This window comes from Pantanalinema rosaneae CENA516, assembly GCF_050753385.1.
Lineage (GTDB): Bacteria > Cyanobacteriota > Cyanobacteriia > Leptolyngbyales > Leptolyngbyaceae > Pantanalinema > Pantanalinema rosaneae.
Window position 1 is genome coordinate 125,611 of sequence record NZ_JBLZFZ010000002.1, and the last position, 17,314, is coordinate 142,924.

Here is a 17,314-nt window from a genome sequence, read left to right on the forward strand (position 1 = left end):
AGTTAAGAATCGGTGGGACTAAGGTCAGTGAACGTGGGAGATTTTGAGATGGGATGGTTAGGGGGCTGTAGCTTGGGTTGGCGATTACGCCAGAGTTTGTAATAGAGGATTGGTACTGCCGATCGCGATAATAACAAGGATGCCACTTCACCCGCCATTAGGGAGATCGCTAAGCCCTGGAAAATCGGGTCAGCCAGAATAATTGCCGATCCTACAACCACGGCGGCTGCCGTCAGGAGCATGGGACGAAATCGCACTGCGCCCGCATCAATTACCGCTTCTTCCAAGGGCATACCTTCCTTCAGGCGCAATTCAATAAAATCTACTAAGATAATGGAGTTCCGCACGACAATCCCAGCACCAGCGATAAAGCCAATCATGGAAGTAGCCGTAAAGAATGATCCCATTAACCAGTGGGCGGGCATAATTCCCACAAGTGAAAAGGGAATCGCTGCCATAATCACCAATGGCGTGGTAAAAGATTGGAACCAACCGACGACGAGTGCATAAATCAATACCAGAACCACGGTAAAAGCAATGCCGAGATCACGGAACACCTCATAGGTGACTTGCCATTCCCCATCCCATTTGATCGCATAGGTTTCGGTCGTAGGAGGCTGTTCCGTCAGGTAAGTTTGAATTTTGCTACCGGTCGCTGGCATTAATTGATCAATTTTGGGCTGGAGATTCAGCATGGCATAGACGGCACTCTCCACTCTGCCAGATACATCCCCCAGAACATACACTACAGGCTGGAGATTTTTGTGGTAAATGCTGGTATCTGCGATCGTGGGATTGGTCTTGAGTAGAGCACTCAGAGGCACTAAATTACCATTGGCTCCCTTTACGTTCAGCGCTTTCAAATCATCTAAACTTGTCCGGTTAGATTGACTAAATCGCAGATTAATCGTCACATCCTCACGGGCATTCTGATCATGCAGTAGTCCGACCTCCTGACCTGCCAGTGCTAGTTGCAACACTTCCGAAATTTGAGCCGGACTGATGCCATTTAAGGCGGCTTTCTCGCGATCGATGACGAGTTGATAATCGGTTTGGGGAGCTTCCACATACCAATCCACATCAACTACCCCATCGGTTGATTGATACAGTTGGCGAATTTGTTTCGCCAGATCCAGTTGTCCCTGATAATCAGGCCCATAAATTTCCGTGACTAAGGTTTGTAGCACCGGAGGTCCCGGCGGAATTTCAGCCACTTGAATCCGGGCATTATAGCGATCGCCGATTTCCTTCAGCTTCGGACGCATCGCTTTAGCAATATCATGGCTCTGGCGTTGACGCTCACCCTTCGGCAGAAAATTGACTTGAATATCAGCAACATTTGCCCCCGATCGTAGAAAGTAGTGCCGCACCAAACCATTAAAGTTATAAGGTGAGGCAGTCCCCACATAGCTTTGATAATTAATCACTTCCGGCACCGTTGCCAGGTACTCTCCCATCTCCCGGGTGACTCTAGCCGTTTGTTCCAGCGTAGTACCTTCAGGTAGATTCACAACCACCTGCAACTCACTTTTATTGTCAAACGGTAACATTTTCAGAATCACCAGCCGGAAGCCTGCCAATCCGCCGACAATGACGACGAGTGCCAGTACCGTTGCCACCAGAAACGTTGTACCTCGACGGGGATAATGCACCAGGGGATACATGAACCGACGGTATAATCGGCTCAGGGCATCCTCTTCATGATCATGGGTATGGTGAAGACTCGACCCGCTGAACACTCGCATGGTTGTCCAGGGGACGACAATAAATGCCACCAGAGCGGAGAAGATCATGGCAGCCGATGCCCCTAACGGAATCGGGCGCATATAGGGTCCCATTAGCCCACCCACAAATGCCATTGGTAGAATCGCGGCAATCACCGCCAGGGTCGCTAAAATAGTGGGATTACCGACCTCATCGACCGCCTCCAACACAATTTTTTGTAAGGTGCGTCGTCGATTGCTGGATTGTTTCAATCGGGCTTGATTTTCTGGTAATTGGAGATGTCGCCCCACGTTCTCAACCACCACGATCGCGTCATCGACTAAAATCCCGATCGAGAAAATTAACGCAAAGAATGTCACCCGGTTTAAGGTGAAGCCATAGAAAACAAAACTTGCCAGAGTTAACGCTAACGTCACCGGAATCGAAATTGCAACGACGATCGCCTCCTTCTTACCCATGACAAACCACATCAGGAGGGTGACAGACCCAACCGCAATCAGCATGTGAAACAGCAGTTCATTCGATCGTTCTGCCGCCGTTTCGCCGTAGTCCCGAGTGACGGTTAAATGCACATTGTTAGGAATATAGTTCCGTTGAATTTGCTCAAGTTTATGCAGCACATGATGGGACACCTGAATTGCATTAGCACCAGAACGTTTTGCAATCGCGATCGTCACAGCATCCGTTTCACCAACGGTTGGCGCTGAATCAGCTTGATGGTTTGCCTCTGTAGCGTGACTTTTAGCCCCTTGCCCAAAGAACACGTAGCTGGCTGGCTCCTCGGCGCCATCTGTCACCGTTGCTACATCCTGAAGATACACTGGATGATTATTAGCCACGGCAACAACTAATCCCTTTGCCTCTTCAGCCGAATGAATAAAGCTTTGAGTTCTCACCAAAAACGATTGATTATTTTGGTTAAACGCACCACTCGTCAGTTCTACGTTTTGCGATCGCAGTGCAGTGGATATTTCCAATGGAGTTAATCCAAAGGCGTTTAAGCGAACGGGATCCAGATCCACTCGCAGTTGGCGTTTCTGCCCACCAATAATTGTGGTTTCTGAAACATCTGGAACTTGTTTAATTTGTTCATTCAGTTGAGCCGCGATTTGGCGTAACTCTTCACCCGTCGTTTGTTCACCCCAGAGCGTCAATGTGAGAATCGGGACATCATCGATCGATCGCGACTTAATTAAGGGTTGCGAAACACCGGGAGGAATCTGGTCAAAGTTCGCATAGAGCTTGTTGTACAGTTGCACAATGGAATCTTCGGTATCCTGTCCCACCAGAAACCGCACAATGACTAACGATGATCCGGGACGAGAGGTTGAATACACATATTCCACACCCGGTAACTCTTTAATCAACCGCTCCATCGGTGCCGTGACCCGTTGTTCCACATCCTGGGCAGAGGCTCCTGGCATTTGCACGAAGACATCTGCCATCGGTACAGTAATTTGTGGTTCTTCTTCCCGGGGCAGAATCAACGTTGCCCCAATCCCCAACAATAGGGCAACCACAATAATTAAGGGAGTTAATTTAGAATCAATAAACTGTTTCGCTAAATTACCGACGAACCCTAAGCGAGTCCGATACGGAGATGGCAATTGATGCCCATTCGGTTCATTGTGTGTCATAAGCCGTTCCTTGATGCCCGAATGGCGATCGGTTGTCCGTCATGCAGTTGCTGGGGATTCGTTGTCACAATGCGATCGCCCGCCATCAATCCCGACACAATTTCCACCTGATCATTTTGCACCTTCCCCGTTTTCACCCAGCGTAATACGGCGGTCGGTTGCTCAGAACTATCCTCCACCACATAGACCCCTTGCAACTGTCCCCGTTGGATCAGGGCATCAACTGGAATCGTTATCGCCTGTTGGGTGCCGTGTGGTAAGGCAATACGCCCAAACATCCCAGAAATCAACCTACCGGAATTGTTCAACGGGATTTTGATCAGAAAACTCCGAGAGGTGGGATCGGCAGCAGGCACAATTTGCTGAATAGTGGCATTCACGGTTTGATTGACGGCATCCACTCGCACCTGTACCGACTGTCCTACTCGCACAAATTGCAGGTTCTCTTCGGGCACCGAGATTTCTAACTGTAAGCGATCGGGATTTTCCAGCTTTACTAGGGGGGTGCCCGGAGCCGCCATTTCACCCACATAGGCAAGCTTCTGCACCACAACCCCATCAAACGGGGCGATTACGTCACCATAGCTTTCACTCACAGAGGCAGAGGTGACACTGGATTCCGCCCGATTCACGGCGGCTTTGGCTTGCGCGATCGCTGCCTGGGCTTGACGAATGCCAGCTTCAGTCTGGGCAACGCGAGCTTTGGCTTCATCCAGGCTGGTGTTAGCTTCATCTAAGCGCGATCGGGCAACCGCTCCTTCCGCTTGTAGTTGTGCCATCCGAGTCTGATTAATCTGGGCTAATCGTAAACTGGCTTGAGCTTCCAGCTTTTGTGATTCCAATTGATTCAGCGTTGCCTGGGAGCGAGCCACCTCTGCCTCTGCCTGTGCCACTCCCGCCTCTGCCTGATTCGTCTGGGCACTCATATCCATGACATCAATGCGTGCCAGCACATCTCCCTGCCGAAATCGATCGCCCGCTTCCAGGGATAACTGCGTAATCCGCCCCATCACCCGCGTGGATAGCGTTGCCTGCTCCAAGGGACGAATGGTTCCAGAAAGTTCCAGCGTATCCGCGATCGCATGGGCACGAATGGGTAAACTGTCCACCGCGATCGCAGAAGTTTTTGGTGGTTCTGTGGCATGGGGAGAATGCGTCAGTTGTAAAATGCCCCAAGCTCCGCCTACCAATAGCAAAGCGCTCGTTAACCACAGTCCCCAATGGTTCTGGGATACTTTGAGTGAAGTAGATGGCGTTGACTCAACGGATTCGTTCCCAGAATCATCCAGTGATTCATAGGGCGAGTCATTGGAAGTGGTATGCATCATAGGATCAAGTCTGTGTTGCAGAAGTCATGAATCGAAACGTTACTCATCCCTGAGTGATGGGGGTTGTCGTCGATACCGACAGAGGGCCAACAATTCAGTATCGATCACCCGGTAATAGCGCCATACTCCATCTCGACGACACGCCACCACGCCAGCATCTTTCATTAAACGCAAATGTTTAGAGACGTTCCCCTGAAGTAATCCTGTGCGATCGCAAATCTCTTGAACACTGCGCTCCTGATTGCACAATGCCCCTAAAATTTGCAGGCGTGTAGGTTCCGCCAGGATTTTAAATCGGCTGGCAAGCCGTTCTAGTTCACCAGGGTTAAAGACAATTTCCATATCCCTTGCTTGACTCCAGTCAGTTGGAATGATCATGGAACATTAGTCTGAAGAGAACTTGAGATCATCCTCATCCTTTGACCTGAATGGGTTCCGATGAGGTTGCGATCGGTTCGACTAACGGCAATCCCAGTACCCGTAACCCGACCCGTTCAAACCAGGGCATCGTCCAGCCAATCCGCATTTTTTCCATAAAATATCGCTCAAAGGCAGTTTTTGCCCACGACACCCAAATGCCCTTGGTGGTAAACGCCCGGTGACGACGACCTTCACTATCGGGTAGTAGGGGATCTGCCAGGAACAATGCTCCACTATCGCCAAAATCAGCGAAGCAAATTGCCTGCAATGTGGGTTTAATCGGTTGCCCAACCAGCACTCCCAGATCCAGGGCAATGTTGTGGGCAACGGTCATCACCATTTCTTCGGTCATTTGCCCCACTTTGGGCACCCCGATCGGAATCGGAGTCGGTTCTATGGGTTTTAGTTGCGTCACGACCCCAACTGCATACACGGAGTCAAAGTCGGGATGGCGATAGGTCGGTAACACTGGAACAAAGCCCTTGGCATCGGTTAAGCCGGGAGCTTCGCGCAAAAATCGGGGACCCCGGAATGGCGGCAGAATCATGGCGTATTTAAAGGGCAAACTGCGTCCATCTGCGAGGTGCATCATATCCGGCTCAATCCGGCTAATTGCCACATTGTCCATCACATCCACATGGCGATCGGCAAGCATCGCCCGAATTAACCAGCGCGAGTTTGCCATCCCGCCAATCCCTAAATGCCCGGCGTAAGGTTCGGATGTCACCATCGTAATCGGCACCTGATCACGCAATCCCAGTTGTCGCAGGGTATAGCTGGCCAGCAAGGCGAATTCGTAGGCAGGCCCAAAACAACTGGCTCCAGGGGCAGCCCCCACCACGATCGGACCGGGATCGTGCAGGAATTGCTCCCAAGCTTCGTGTGCCAAGACCGCATGATGCGGGTTGCAGACCGATTGGGTGTAGCCGCCTTCAGGCCCCAGCCCAGGTAAGGCATCCAGCGCCAGTTCCGGCCCAGTCGCAATTACCACATAGTCATAATTCAGGGTCCGATCCTTGAGGGTAACTTGCTTTTCCTGGGGGTTAATTGCGGTGACGGCATCAATGATTAACTCAATACCATGCGGCGGTACAACTTTGGCAAGGTCTAACTGAATGCGATCGAGCGATCGGAGCCCTAAACCAATCCACGGTAGCGAGGGAACAAAGGTAAATTTGGGTTGGTTAGAAATTAGTGTGACCTGATGTTGACGGGGCAACGTATGCCTGAGTTCGTAAGCCGCAGGTAAACCGCCCAATCCCGCCCCAATCACAATAATATGCGCCATGTTTGCGACCCCTAAGTGTAATTTTTAAGTTAGGTTTGAATCCCCGTTCCCTCACTCGCATCACCTTAGCTTGCCCATTGCAGCGATTTAGTGAGATTAAACTACTATACAGTTATATAGCTGTAAAAGCAAATAAACGGATTGCCAGTGAACAGAAATTAACCAAAACCGCACGTACGATCGGCGCGAATGGGGTTCAGACCTCTCAAACCGAGTCAATGCCTTGGCTCAACCTGCCCGGATAATCTACTGATTGGGCAGCGACTGGGCGATCGGGGTTTTGTGACTTCAAACTCGTCTATCTCTAAAGAATTACGTCTTTCGGTAGATAGCGATCTAAATTAATCCGCTGAAAATAAGGATATAGCAGACGCTATATGGCGTTGACTTGCTCTATTCCCGTTGTAAACCCTCATGCTGAAAAAGACAGTCGCCCTCAGGCAACCAGAAGTGGGGCATCTCGTTCGTGAACTCCGGCACTTGATTGGATTAAGCCAGGAACAGTTTGCCAGTACCCTGGGAGTCGCCTTTAGCACGATTAATCGCTGGGAGAATGGTCACATGCAACCCTCACCCCTGGCACTGAAACAGATTCAAATCATGCTTCAAGAGTGCAGTCGTTCCCAAACCAACCCGATTCAGGTACAGAGCCAACGGTTACTAGAACAGTATTTTACTGAGATGGAGTCAAAGGCTGGATGACTGAGGCGGAGGTTATAGTGACGAATGATTCCGCTCCTCCAGGGAATTTAGAACCTGTTCCCGTATCGGCAAGTGAGGAACAATTTCGCCGGATCCTAGAAGCATCGCCGGACGGATTTATTCTTCTCCAGAATCTCCGAGATGCAACAGGGACGATCGTGGATTTTGTGATTGCTTACACGAATCCAGTTGCTGCTAGAGGTGTCAATCTAACGCAAGCAGAATTATTGGGGCAGCGGCTATTGCAGCTATTTCCCGATTGTCAAACGAATGGGATTTTCGATCGCTATGTTGCCGTTGCCGAGAGTGGGATTTCTACAACCTTTGAAACGTTTTATCAAAGTCCCCAGTTAACCGGGTGGTTTCGCCATGTAGTGGTGCAGTTACCGGATCAAATCGCGGTTTCCTTGAGCGATATCACCGATCGCAAACAAACCGAATTAGCCTTACAACAACAAGAGCAGCATTTTCGGGTTGCCCTCCAGGCCGCTAAACTGGGCTCCTGGGAACATGATTTGACGACGGGCGTTCTCACCTGTTCGGCGCAATGCAAAGCCAATTTTGGGTTACCCCCTGAGGCGGAGTTTACCCATGAAACGTTATTTGCCGCGTTGCATCCTGACGATCGCCCCATGGTGCAAGCTACCATTCAGCAAGCGATCTCAACTCGGACAGATTATGAGGTAGAAGAGCGGTGTTATCACCCTGATGGTAGTCTGCACTGGTTAACCGTTCGAGGGCAACTGGTCTACAACTCCCAGGGAGAACCGATTCGCCTGGTAGGTGTGACGCTGGATATTACCGATCGCAAACATGCCGAAGATACCCTCAGGCAACGAGAGGCTGAACTCCGGTTGATCACCAATACGGTGCCCGTGTTAATTTCGTTGGTTGATCACGAACAGCGTTATCGATTTGTCAATCAGGGCTACGAGAGGTTGTTCCAGCGATCGGCGGCTGAATTGCAGGGCGAGTACCTGTGGAACGTGCTCGGTCAGGCGGCGTATGAAATCATTCGACCGTATGTAGAGCAAGTGCTGGCAGGGCAGGAAGTTACGTTTGAGAGCAAGATTCCGTTTGAGGCAGTTGGGGTACGGGATGTCAGTGTCACCTATGTACCGCGCTGGAATTCCCAGGGGCAGGTAGAAGGATTTGTGGCGTTAGTCACGGATATTGCTCAGCATAAGCAGACAGAAGAGCATTTACGGCAGAGTGCGGAACGGTTGCGTATTGCTCAGCAAGCGGCAAATGCCGGGGTGTGGGATTGGGACATTACCACCAATCAGGTTACCTGGTCTGAGGAATACTACCACCTGTATGGACTGGATCCGGCGACGACCGCCCCCTCCTATGAAAATTGGTTAAAGTCAATTATTCCTGCCGATCGCGATCGGGTGGATCAGATTTCCCATCAAGCTTTGGTGCATCAAACGGATCTGAATGTGGAGTTTCGGATTTGTCATCCTACCCACGGAGAGCGCTGGTTAACCGCGATTGGGCAAACATTTTACGATCAACACCAGCAGCCCCAACGGATGACCGGAATTGCCTTAGATATTACCGATCGTAAACAAATTGAAGAAGCGTTGCGGAACAGTGCTGAGCAATTAAGCTTTGCTTTAACAGCTGCCAAACTGGGTGACTGGAGTTGGCATGCCACAACGGATATGGTGACGTTGTCCGAGCAAGCCGCCGCCATGTTTAGTATTCCCCCTGGTCCCTATATGACCTGGTCACAGATGCAAACGCTGATCCATCCCGACGATCGCGACCGGGCACGTTACCAGGTGGAACACGCGATCGCCCACCGTAGCAACTATGACATTGAATATCGCGTTGTCCGACCCAACGGCACCAGTCGCTGGATTGCTGCCAAAGGTCGAGCACAATATGATGCATCGGGAGCCGTTTTAGGGATGCTCGGCGTGGTTCAGGATATTACGCCACGGAAGCAGGCGGAGGCAGAACGAGAACAACTGTTAGCCAGAGAACGCGCGGCTCGCCAGGAGGCAGAACAAGCCAATCGGATTAAAGATGAGTTTTTGGCAGTGCTGTCCCATGAACTGCGATCGCCCCTGAATCCCATTTTAGGTTGGTCAAAACTATTACGGACGCGGCAGTTTGATGCTGTAGCGACGGCTCGGGCGCTAGAGACGATCGAGCGTAATGCGAAATTGCAAGCGCAACTGATTGAAGATTTACTCGATGTCTCCCGCATTTTACGCGGCAAGATGGTATTAAACGTGGCATCCGTTCATTTGGAAACAGTGATTGATGCAGCCTTAGAGACAGTACGGTTGGCGGCTGAGGCAAAAGGTATTGCGATTCACAAACGGGTTGCGAATGCAGTAGGACTGATTTCAGGTGATGCCAGTCGGTTGCAACAGATTATGTGGAATCTCCTGTCTAACGCCGTGAAGTTTACCTCTGAGGCAGGGCAAATCGAAATTCGTTTAGACCAGGTTGGCAACTACGCCCAGATCCAGGTCAAAGATACTGGCAAGGGCATTGCGCCAGAGTTTCTGCCCCAAGTGTTTGACTATTTCCGGCAGGAGGATGGTACAACGACGCGAAAATTCGGCGGTTTGGGCTTGGGACTGGCGATCGTTCGGTATTTAACTGAACAACATGGTGGTACAGTAAACGCTGATAGCCCTGGAGTGGGATGCGGTGCCACCTTTACCGTATTACTACCGCTCCTCAGACCAAGTGCTGTTGGTCATGTAGAACACCGGGAGTCGGAACACCTACCCTCCGCTCTGTTGCCCTTAGCTCACCGCCGCATTTTGATCGTAGATGATGAAACTGATATGCGAGAGTTGATCAGTACCATTCTGCAAGCGACTGGAGCCGAAATCAGAGTGGCGGCATCTGCGGTGGCGGCATTAACGATATTGCCGGAGTTTCAGCCCGATCTGCTGATTAGCGACATTGGAATGCCCGAAATAGATGGGTATACATTCTTACAGCAGGTGCGGCAGTTACCACCGGAACAGGGCGGACAAATTCCTGCCATTGCCCTCACTGCCTATGCCGGAGAACTCGATCGTCAACAAGCGATCGCCGCCGGGTTTCAAAGGCATCTCTCTAAACCGATTGAGCCGGAAGAGTTGATCACCGCGATTACGGGTTTAGTCCAGGAAAACCCGTAATGTAAACCACTGTTCACCAGGAGTACCACGGCTATGTCTGACCGTTCCTATGATGTTGTGCTGTATGGAGCGAGTGGCTTTGTCGGTAAACAGACTGTAAAATACTTTGCCCGCCAGGTGAATGCCCAACCAGTGCGATGGGCGATCGCGGGACGCAACCCCCAAAAGTTAGCTGCGATTAGGGATGAAATTGGTGTAGCGGTTGATATTCTGGTGGCTGATAGTCGGGATCAATCTGCGATCGATCAAATGGTGGCGCAAACGCGCGTATTGCTAACGACGGCGGGACCCTTTGCCCTCTATGGCACTCCCCTGGTTGATGCCTGTGTGCGTTACCAAACCCATTATGTCGATATCACAGGAGAAACGCCCTGGGTCAAAACGCTGATCGATCGCTACCATGAGCAAGCGGCGGCTGATGGGACTCGGATCATTCCCGGTTGTGGGTTTGATTCAGTGCCCTCCGATCTCGGTACCTATCTGGTTGTCCGCCAGATGCAACACGACTGGGGTGTGTCCTGTCGGCATGTAAATGCCTATTTCCAGGCTGCCGGTGGGTTTAATGGGGGAACTCTTGCCTCCGCCTTCAATCTCTATGACTCTCAAGCTGCCGCCCAGATGCAACACCCCTTCCTGCTGAACCCACCAACGGCTGCTCCCCATACGGGTGGCGATCGCGATCCGCAAGTTCCCACCTTTGATCCAGATCTCCATACCTGGGTGGCTCCCTTTTTCATGGGGCCTGTCAATACCCGGATGGTGCGTCGCAGCAGTGCCCTATACGATCAGTGGCAAGAATCCTATGGGGCTGAGTTTACCTATCAAGAGTATCTTAAATTTGATCCACCATTAGCTTGGCTAAAAGCCACCAGTGTCACCGCCGGACTGGCTCTGTTCGCGGGAGTTGTGCTACAACCTCAACTGCGATCGCTCTTGCAACCCTGGCTCCCTCAACCTGGGAGTGGGCCCTCAGAGCAAACCATGAACGAGGGCTGGTTTTCCTGTGAACTAATTGGTACGGCGGTTGATGGTCGCCAGATGCGAGGACTCATTCGCGATCAGGGCGATCCTGGCAATCGCGCTACGGTGAAATTTGTTTGCGAATCTGCACTGAGTTTGGCACAGCAACTGGATCAACTACCCGGAGGGCAAGCCCGAGGCGGCATTCTGACTCCAGCCACAGGATTAGGGCAAGTTTTGGCAGAACGGTTACGTCAGGCGGGGATGACTCTGGAGGTGACGGAAAAATCGCAGCATTTGTAAACTGGAATTGCTGAGCCAATTCATCAAGCGTTTATGCAAGACTTGGCAGAGCATACTGCTTTGCAGATACCGCAAGGGTCGCGCAATCCTGAATGAGCTGTCAATCAGATACCGTAGGATATCTACTTCAGGGCATCCAGCACTTTTTGATAGGTCATCCCCTTTTCGGTCGCCAAAAACTGAAAAAACTTTCTCAGTGCAACCCGTAAGTCACTTTCTGTTGAGCTAACGGCTCATTTCCTTTCAAGCCCACTTTGATCAACTGGTCAATCATGGGTTGCCGCTTATTCTCTGGCATAATAGCCAAGTTCCAGGCAATCACGGCAATGCTGAACAACTTTTCCCGCTGATCGTTAAGTTTAACATCTGAATCTGTTTGGGAATCAGGCGATCGCCATTCAGATCCGATCGCTAAGTTTCCTTCCAAGCCAGGTTTATTGCCTTAAATTACCCCGTTTTCCAGCAGAACCCGCTTTTGCCTCAAGGTAGGGCTTGGAGGAGACGTAAATTAGCATCAGAGCAGACAAAATCCTATCCCCAGATGCCCAGGACTTGCACATCTGAGGATGGGTAGAAAATTAAAACCAGCGATTTAAGAGCGTGATGCTGTTAGACAGCACTTGCCACAACCCAATAAAGGCTAAGACTTTGGTGATAAATGGGATCCAGGTAGTTCTCGTTGGTGGTTGTACCGTCATAGGCTGGCGTTTCATCGGCATTACTCCGGACTACCATTTTTTGTAGGGCAAAAACTTCCCGTTCATAGTCACTTTCACCCGATCGCCCTTTGGATCCGCTTCTTTCTCAATGTCTAATGTGAAATCGATCGCACTCATAATGCCATCGCCAAACTTCTCATGAATCACTTCTTTCATCGGCATCCCATACACCTGCATGATTTCATAGAAGCGATAAATCAGGGGATCCGTGGGCACGATCGGCCCTAAGCCCTTCGCCGGGTAAGCCGTTAATTCTGGGACTAAGTCCTGACTTAATCCTAAGGCATGTAATAGTTTACTGGCTTCATCCTCTGACGCACTTGCCTGCCGATAAATCACTGCCGCGATCCACACTTCATCTCGCCCGATCGCCTGTTCTAAATCGGTAAAGGTCACGCCTTTCGCTTGCTTGGCTTTTAACAGAGTTGCGGTAATCGTAGGAATTTCAGAGTTTGACATCGTTCTCTCCTTTCAACAATAATTTGACGACAAAACGGGGAGATGTGGCTATGGGGTACACAGCAACCTGAGTGATTATCGTTACGAACTGTCTCGTCCCCTAAATCCCCCAATTCTGGGGGACTTTGAATCCTAAGTTCCTCCCAGAATTGGGGGGCTAGGGGGGCAAAATGCCGAATTTTGGGGTTGCAGAAATGTGTGTATCCGGTAGCTAACTTAGGGAAGAAACTCCCTTATTTTCTGACTCGGGACTCCTCCACTGCCCGGGTTTCATAGGAAAGGTGTTGTTCCATCGCTGTTTTAAGCGCGTGGTAGCCCGGATATTGATCCAGTTCTTCCCGCTTCCGGGGACGGGGAAAGGGGACATCTAACACCTGGGCAATCTCAGCCGCCGGGCCACGAGTCATCATGACAATTTGATCCGACAACAGCAGCGCCTCTTCAATACTGTGGGTAATCAGAATTACGGTTTTGCGCTCCTGCTCCCAAATCCGCTCGATCTCGTCTTGCAGGAAGCCGCGAGTTAACGCATCCAACGCCCCAAATGGCTCATCCATCAATAGAATTTGGGGATTGATGGCTAAGGCGCGGGCAATACCCACCCGCTGCTTCATGCCACCCGAGAGTTCATGGGGATGTTTACCCTCCGCTCCCCGCAGCCCCACTAAGGCAATGTAGTCCTGAATAATTGCCTTACGTTCCGCGATCGCCATCATCGGGTAAACGGTTTCCACCGCAAACTGAATATTTTCGGCAACGGTCATCCACGGCATCAGCGCATAATTCTGGAAGACAACTCCGCGATCGGGGCCAGGAGCAGTTACAGGTTGACCATTAATGGTGACACTGCCCGTCGTCGGTTGGGATAGACCAGCAATGATATTCAGTAATGTGGACTTGCCACACCCTGAAGGTCCAATAATGGAGACGAAGGTATTTGGAGCCACATCTAAATCAATATTGCCGAGGGCGACAAACTCTTTAGAAGTGCGTCGGAGTAAGCGATCGACGGGGCTACTGCGTCCCGGAAACACCTTAGAGATGTGTTGCAGTGAGAGATGAGCAACGGATGTGTTAATTGAGGAAACCATAGTTTTAGAGTCATACATCGCTAAGACCTCTGCCCAAATGACACCCAGTGTTGCAGCAGACTAAATAAGCGATCCATTACCAGACCCACTAAGCCGACAACCAGAATGGCGGTAATCACACTGGTAATTTTCAGGTTATTCCACTCATTCCAGACAAAGTAGCCAATGCCACCACTGAGCAAAATTTCGGCCGCGACAATTACTAACCAGGCAATACCGAGGCTAATCCGTAACCCTGCCACAATATGGGGAGCGGCAGCAGGCAAAATCACCTTGGTAATGGTGCGCCACCGGGAGGCTCCTAAGGTACGAGCCACATTGATGTAGGTTGGGTCAACATTGCTGACTCCAAACTTGGTGTTGATCAGAGTCGGCCAAATGCTGGTAATCGCAATCACAAACAATGCCGTTTTCTCGGAATCTCGCATAAGGGCTAGTCCTAACGGCAACCAGGCCAGGGGAGAGACAGGTCGGAGAATTTGAATAAACGGATCAACGGCTTTGGCAACCACTTGGGATAAGCCAATTAAGATCCCCAGGGGAATGGCGATCGCGGAGCCTAATAGGAATCCAGTCAAGACGCGGCGTAAGCTGGTCATCAACAGCAACCCAATCCCCTGATCATTGGGGCCATTGTCAAAAAAGGGATCGGAAATCCAGAACCAGACATCGCTGATTGTCTGACTGGCAGAGGGCATGATCGGGAGAAATATTTTGGTTCTAGCCCCCAATTCCCATAGCCCCAGAAACGCCAGCAGAATCACAATGAATAGGACAAATGCCCGTTGATCTGAATTGAAAGTAAGGGGTTTGGGTCGGGGTCTGGCAGACGGTAAAACTTCCTGTGTCATGGCGATAGACCTGGTTACACATTGAACTGCTTAACTTGGGCTTCTACATAGGCAGCCGGATTTTTGGGATCAAACTGGTCATACTTCAGAGCTTCGGTGCGTTCGGTTTCTGTGGGTGGGGTTTGCCCTAATTCTTTCTGCAACTCCGCCGCTAGATCGGTGAGAAAGATGTCCTGAGCAATTTTGTTGTAGTCAGCTTTATCCGGGGGCATCAAATCCCAACGCACCAGTTGTGAGGAAATCCATTTGGCAAAGCTCTTCCAGGGATAGGGGTCAAACCCAATGCGATCGGGAACCTCCTGGGTATTGCCCAAGCCATCCTCAAATTTACCCGTTAAGACGGCTTCCACTACCGGCAAGGGTTGGTTGAGGTATTTACGTTCAATTAATGCCTTAGCCACCTCCGGACGATTGGCAGGTGTATTGGCGTAGGCAGCCGCATCCACGATCGCTTTATTCACTGCCCGGAAGGTGTTGGGGTTCGCATCAATCCAGCTTTGGCTGGCGGCAAAGGCACAGCAGGGATGTCCATCCCAGAGGTCTTTGGTCAGCATGTGAATAAAGCCAACTTGCTCAAACACCGCCCGTTGGTTGAATGGATCGGGCATCAGCATGGCATCAATCTCACCCGCCGCCATTTTTGCCACACTATCGGGGGGCGGCACCGGGAAAATTTGCACGTCCTGATCGGGGTTGAGTCCCCCAGCCGCGAGGTAGTAGCGGATCAGCAGATTATGCATGGAGAAGGGGAACGGTACGCCGATCTTGAAGCCCTTAAAGTCCTTCGGTTCTTTAACAGAATCCTTGTGTTTTAAGGCAACGGTAATGGCTTGCCCATTGATATTCTCGATGCTAGCCAGTTTGATTGGGAATGCTGCCGACCCCAAGCCCATCGTAATCGCGATCGGCATGGGAGACAGCATGTGATAGGCATCTAACTCACCCGCGATCGCCGAATCCCTGACGGCTGCCCAGTTCGGCATCTTTTTCACATTCACATTCAAGCCATACTTGCTATAAAAGCCCAATGGCTCAGACATGACGATCGGCGTGGCACAGGTAATCGGAATAAAGCCGATCGTCAAATCTTTCTTCTCTAAATTGGTCGGAGCATTGGCGGCTGGGGACTGTTCTGCTGGAGAATTGGACTGTTGCTGACCACAACTCGCCGCTGCCACCAGCGCTCCTGCGACTGCCACTCGTTTCAAAAACTCGCGCCGACTAAAGTCGCTACTACGAATAGCGCTACTAAAAAACTCTGTGGCATGCACCCCAAAGGCAGCAGCAAAAACTTGATCCAACCCACCCGCCGCTTGAATCAGCTCTCGGCAGAACCGCTCCCGTTTCGGATTGCCACCCCCGACCTGCCGCAGCAGCAGCGCTTCTTTCATCTCCAGTTCGGTCAAGGTCTTTGCCAGTTCTAGCGCCTCCGGCTGATACAACCCCATCCGGATCAGGTCATTGATTAACTCGGCGGGATCGGTCGGCATCCCTTCCGCCGCTTGCCAGTGATCCTGAGGAAAGTGGCTGCCCCCACAGGGACAACGACTTAACTCTATGTCCGATCGCACATCCACTGATACCATACGCCGCTCCGCCTCTCAATGAGAATAAAACTTCGCTACTGTTGCCTTGCAACATACCAGGGGATTGCCAGCGATCGCATTGGAGTTATTTTCGCCCGAATGGGATTTTCTTTCGCTCTTGCTCTTGCGCCCTCATCCCCAACCCTTCTCCCACAGGAGAAGGGAGCCAGAAAGCGGATTCCCTCTCCCCAGGGAGAGGGCTAGGGTGAGGGTAAAAATTGCTACTTAAAAAATCCACAATCCTAAGCCGATCGCAACCTTAGGGAATTGCGCCAGGACTGGGGCGGATCGCCATGCAACTGGCGAAATTGGCGGGTAAAGTAACCGACATCGGGATAACCAATCACTTCCGCGATCTGTCGCACCGGTTGATCGGTTTCCCGTAACAACTGGCGTGCCTGTGCCATCCGTCGTTCGGTAATCCAGCGTTTGATGCTATATCCCGTTAACTCCTGTGCCAGATTGGTCAAGTAAGCTGGAGAATAGCCGACTGCCTTCGCGACATCGTTGAGGCTAATCGGTTGGTGATAGTTGGCTTCAATAAATGTGAATACCGCAGCCAGACGCGGACAGTCCGGGAAGAATTCGGGATCTGGTGAACTGTCTACGGACGGCGTACTGAAATGCTGTTGCAGTTGGGCTTGGCGTTCTAGACGAGTCGCGATCGCCGCCAGAAATTGCTCGACACTACAGGGTTTCGTCAGGTAATCATCTGCCCCCATTTCCATGCCCTGCCGTAGATCGGTCATCGTCACTTTTGCCGTCAGAAAAATCAAGGGAATTGCGGCAGTCGATCGCTGGTGACGAATTGCCGATAGGACGCTATAGCCATCCATATCCGGCATCATAATGTCGCAGACAATTAAATCAGGCAGGTGCATCTGAGCCAGCTTCACTCCGATCGCACCATTCTCGGCGGCGATCGCACAAAATCCTTCAAACGCTAAACACCGCATGAACATATTGCGGGTTTGCGCCTCGTCGTCAATCACTAACACTTTTGTCATCGCTGCCTGATTCACAGAACGCCCTGAGTGATGTAGCGTAGTCTCTAATCCTTGTTTTTAGCTGTACCGAAAGCACTCGGTAGTGT

At 51.1% G+C, this 17,314-nt stretch carries 14 protein-coding genes; 3 read left to right on the plus strand and 11 right to left on the minus strand.

Going from position 1 to position 17,314, the window contains the following annotated elements:
• Nucleotides 1-2: 2 nt before the first annotated feature.
• The 4 genes from ACN4EK_RS01555 to ACN4EK_RS01570 are packed head-to-tail and all read right to left on the minus strand — an operon-like array spanning nucleotide 3 to nucleotide 6,398.
• The gene (locus tag ACN4EK_RS01555; protein WP_431655595.1) at nucleotides 3-3,362 is read right to left on the minus strand and encodes an efflux RND transporter permease subunit; all 3,360 of its coding nucleotides are present in this window, start codon (nucleotides 3,360-3,362) and stop codon (nucleotides 3-5) included.
• Nucleotides 3,359-4,690 (minus strand): efflux RND transporter periplasmic adaptor subunit, encoded by a 1,332-nt coding sequence (locus ACN4EK_RS01560; RefSeq protein ID WP_431655596.1) that lies wholly within the window; start codon nucleotides 4,688-4,690, stop codon nucleotides 3,359-3,361. Before ACN4EK_RS01560 ends, ACN4EK_RS01555 begins: the two co-directional genes overlap by 4 nt.
• 39 nt (nucleotides 4,691-4,729) lie before the next feature.
• Nucleotides 4,730-5,068 (minus strand): ArsR/SmtB family transcription factor, encoded by a 339-nt coding sequence (locus ACN4EK_RS01565; RefSeq protein WP_431655598.1) that lies wholly within the window; start codon nucleotides 5,066-5,068, stop codon nucleotides 4,730-4,732.
• Nucleotides 5,069-5,102: 34 nt separating this feature from the next.
• Nucleotides 5,103-6,398 carry an NAD(P)/FAD-dependent oxidoreductase gene (locus ACN4EK_RS01570; RefSeq protein ID WP_431655599.1) on the minus strand — a complete coding sequence of 432 codons (1,296 nt, stop codon included), beginning with the start codon at nucleotides 6,396-6,398 and terminating at the stop codon, nucleotides 5,103-5,105.
• Between the two features lie 414 nt (nucleotides 6,399-6,812).
• Here ACN4EK_RS01570 and ACN4EK_RS01575 point away from each other — a divergent pair, with 414 nt between their 5' ends.
• The 3 genes from ACN4EK_RS01575 to ACN4EK_RS01585 are packed head-to-tail and all read left to right on the plus strand — an operon-like array spanning nucleotide 6,813 to nucleotide 11,515.
• Nucleotides 6,813-7,100: a helix-turn-helix domain-containing protein gene (locus ACN4EK_RS01575; protein WP_431655601.1), complete on the plus strand. Its 288-nt coding sequence runs from the start codon at nucleotides 6,813-6,815 to the stop codon at nucleotides 7,098-7,100.
• Between the two features lie 17 nt (nucleotides 7,101-7,117).
• On the plus strand, nucleotides 7,118-10,252 hold the full coding sequence (locus ACN4EK_RS01580) for a hybrid sensor histidine kinase/response regulator (RefSeq protein ID WP_431655602.1): 3,135 nt from the start codon (nucleotides 7,118-7,120) through the stop codon (nucleotides 10,250-10,252).
• Nucleotides 10,253-10,285: 33 nt separating this feature from the next.
• On the plus strand, nucleotides 10,286-11,515 hold the full coding sequence (locus ACN4EK_RS01585; RefSeq protein ID WP_431655603.1) for a saccharopine dehydrogenase family protein: 1,230 nt from the start codon (nucleotides 10,286-10,288) through the stop codon (nucleotides 11,513-11,515).
• Nucleotides 11,516-11,708: 193 nt separating this feature from the next.
• Here the strand turns inward: ACN4EK_RS01585 and ACN4EK_RS01590 are convergent, their stop codons facing one another.
• The 7 genes from ACN4EK_RS01590 to ACN4EK_RS01620 all read right to left on the minus strand — a co-directional run bounded on the left by ACN4EK_RS01590 (nucleotide 11,709) and on the right by ACN4EK_RS01620 (nucleotide 17,228).
• Nucleotides 11,709-11,942, minus strand: coding sequence for a hypothetical protein (locus tag ACN4EK_RS01590; protein WP_431655604.1), 234 nt, complete (start codon nucleotides 11,940-11,942; stop codon nucleotides 11,709-11,711).
• 151 nt (nucleotides 11,943-12,093) lie between these two features.
• Nucleotides 12,094-12,228 carry a hypothetical protein gene (locus tag ACN4EK_RS01595; RefSeq protein WP_431655605.1) on the minus strand — a complete coding sequence of 45 codons (135 nt, stop codon included), beginning with the start codon at nucleotides 12,226-12,228 and terminating at the stop codon, nucleotides 12,094-12,096.
• Between the two features lie 15 nt (nucleotides 12,229-12,243).
• A complete protein-coding gene (cynS, locus tag ACN4EK_RS01600; protein WP_431655606.1) occupies nucleotides 12,244-12,693 on the minus strand; it encodes a cyanase in 450 nt (149 codons plus the stop codon).
• A gap of 233 nt (nucleotides 12,694-12,926) precedes the next feature.
• A complete protein-coding gene (locus tag ACN4EK_RS01605) occupies nucleotides 12,927-13,802 on the minus strand; it encodes an ABC transporter ATP-binding protein (protein ID WP_431655607.1) in 876 nt (291 codons plus the stop codon).
• Between the two features lie 2 nt (nucleotides 13,803-13,804).
• Nucleotides 13,805-14,635, minus strand: a complete 831-nt coding sequence (gene ntrB / locus ACN4EK_RS01610) for a nitrate ABC transporter permease (protein WP_431655608.1) — start codon at nucleotides 14,633-14,635, stop codon at nucleotides 13,805-13,807.
• Nucleotides 14,636-14,649: 14 nt separating this feature from the next.
• Nucleotides 14,650-16,221 carry an ABC transporter substrate-binding protein gene (locus ACN4EK_RS01615; protein WP_431655609.1) on the minus strand — a complete coding sequence of 524 codons (1,572 nt, stop codon included), beginning with the start codon at nucleotides 16,219-16,221 and terminating at the stop codon, nucleotides 14,650-14,652.
• 242 nt (nucleotides 16,222-16,463) lie between these two features.
• Nucleotides 16,464-17,228: a response regulator transcription factor gene (locus ACN4EK_RS01620; protein ID WP_431655610.1), complete on the minus strand. Its 765-nt coding sequence runs from the start codon at nucleotides 17,226-17,228 to the stop codon at nucleotides 16,464-16,466.
• Nucleotides 17,229-17,314 lie beyond the last annotated feature (86 nt).

Excerpts from the sequence above, each read along its gene's own strand:
- ACN4EK_RS01605 (WP_431655607.1), bottom strand. The coding sequence starts at position 13,802 with ATGTATGACTCTAAAACTATGGTTTCCTCAATTAACACATCCGTTGCT.
- ACN4EK_RS01595 (WP_431655605.1), bottom strand. The coding sequence starts at position 12,228 with ATGAAACGCCAGCCTATGACGGTACAACCACCAACGAGAACTACCTGG.
- ACN4EK_RS01555 (WP_431655595.1), bottom strand. The coding sequence starts at position 3,362 with ATGACACACAATGAACCGAATGGGCATCAATTGCCATCTCCGTATCGG.
- ACN4EK_RS01575 (WP_431655601.1), top strand. The coding sequence starts at position 6,813 with ATGCTGAAAAAGACAGTCGCCCTCAGGCAACCAGAAGTGGGGCATCTC.
- ACN4EK_RS01620 (WP_431655610.1), bottom strand. The coding sequence starts at position 17,228 with ATGACAAAAGTGTTAGTGATTGACGACGAGGCGCAAACCCGCAATATG.
- ACN4EK_RS01565 (WP_431655598.1), bottom strand. The coding sequence starts at position 5,068 with ATGATCATTCCAACTGACTGGAGTCAAGCAAGGGATATGGAAATTGTC.
- ACN4EK_RS01585 (WP_431655603.1), top strand. The coding sequence starts at position 10,286 with ATGTCTGACCGTTCCTATGATGTTGTGCTGTATGGAGCGAGTGGCTTT.
- cynS (WP_431655606.1), bottom strand. The coding sequence starts at position 12,693 with ATGTCAAACTCTGAAATTCCTACGATTACCGCAACTCTGTTAAAAGCC.
- ACN4EK_RS01560 (WP_431655596.1), bottom strand. The coding sequence starts at position 4,690 with ATGATGCATACCACTTCCAATGACTCGCCCTATGAATCACTGGATGAT.
- ntrB (WP_431655608.1), bottom strand. The coding sequence starts at position 14,635 with ATGACACAGGAAGTTTTACCGTCTGCCAGACCCCGACCCAAACCCCTT.
- ACN4EK_RS01570 (WP_431655599.1), bottom strand. The coding sequence starts at position 6,398 with ATGGCGCATATTATTGTGATTGGGGCGGGATTGGGCGGTTTACCTGCG.
- ACN4EK_RS01615 (WP_431655609.1), bottom strand. The coding sequence starts at position 16,221 with ATGGTATCAGTGGATGTGCGATCGGACATAGAGTTAAGTCGTTGTCCC.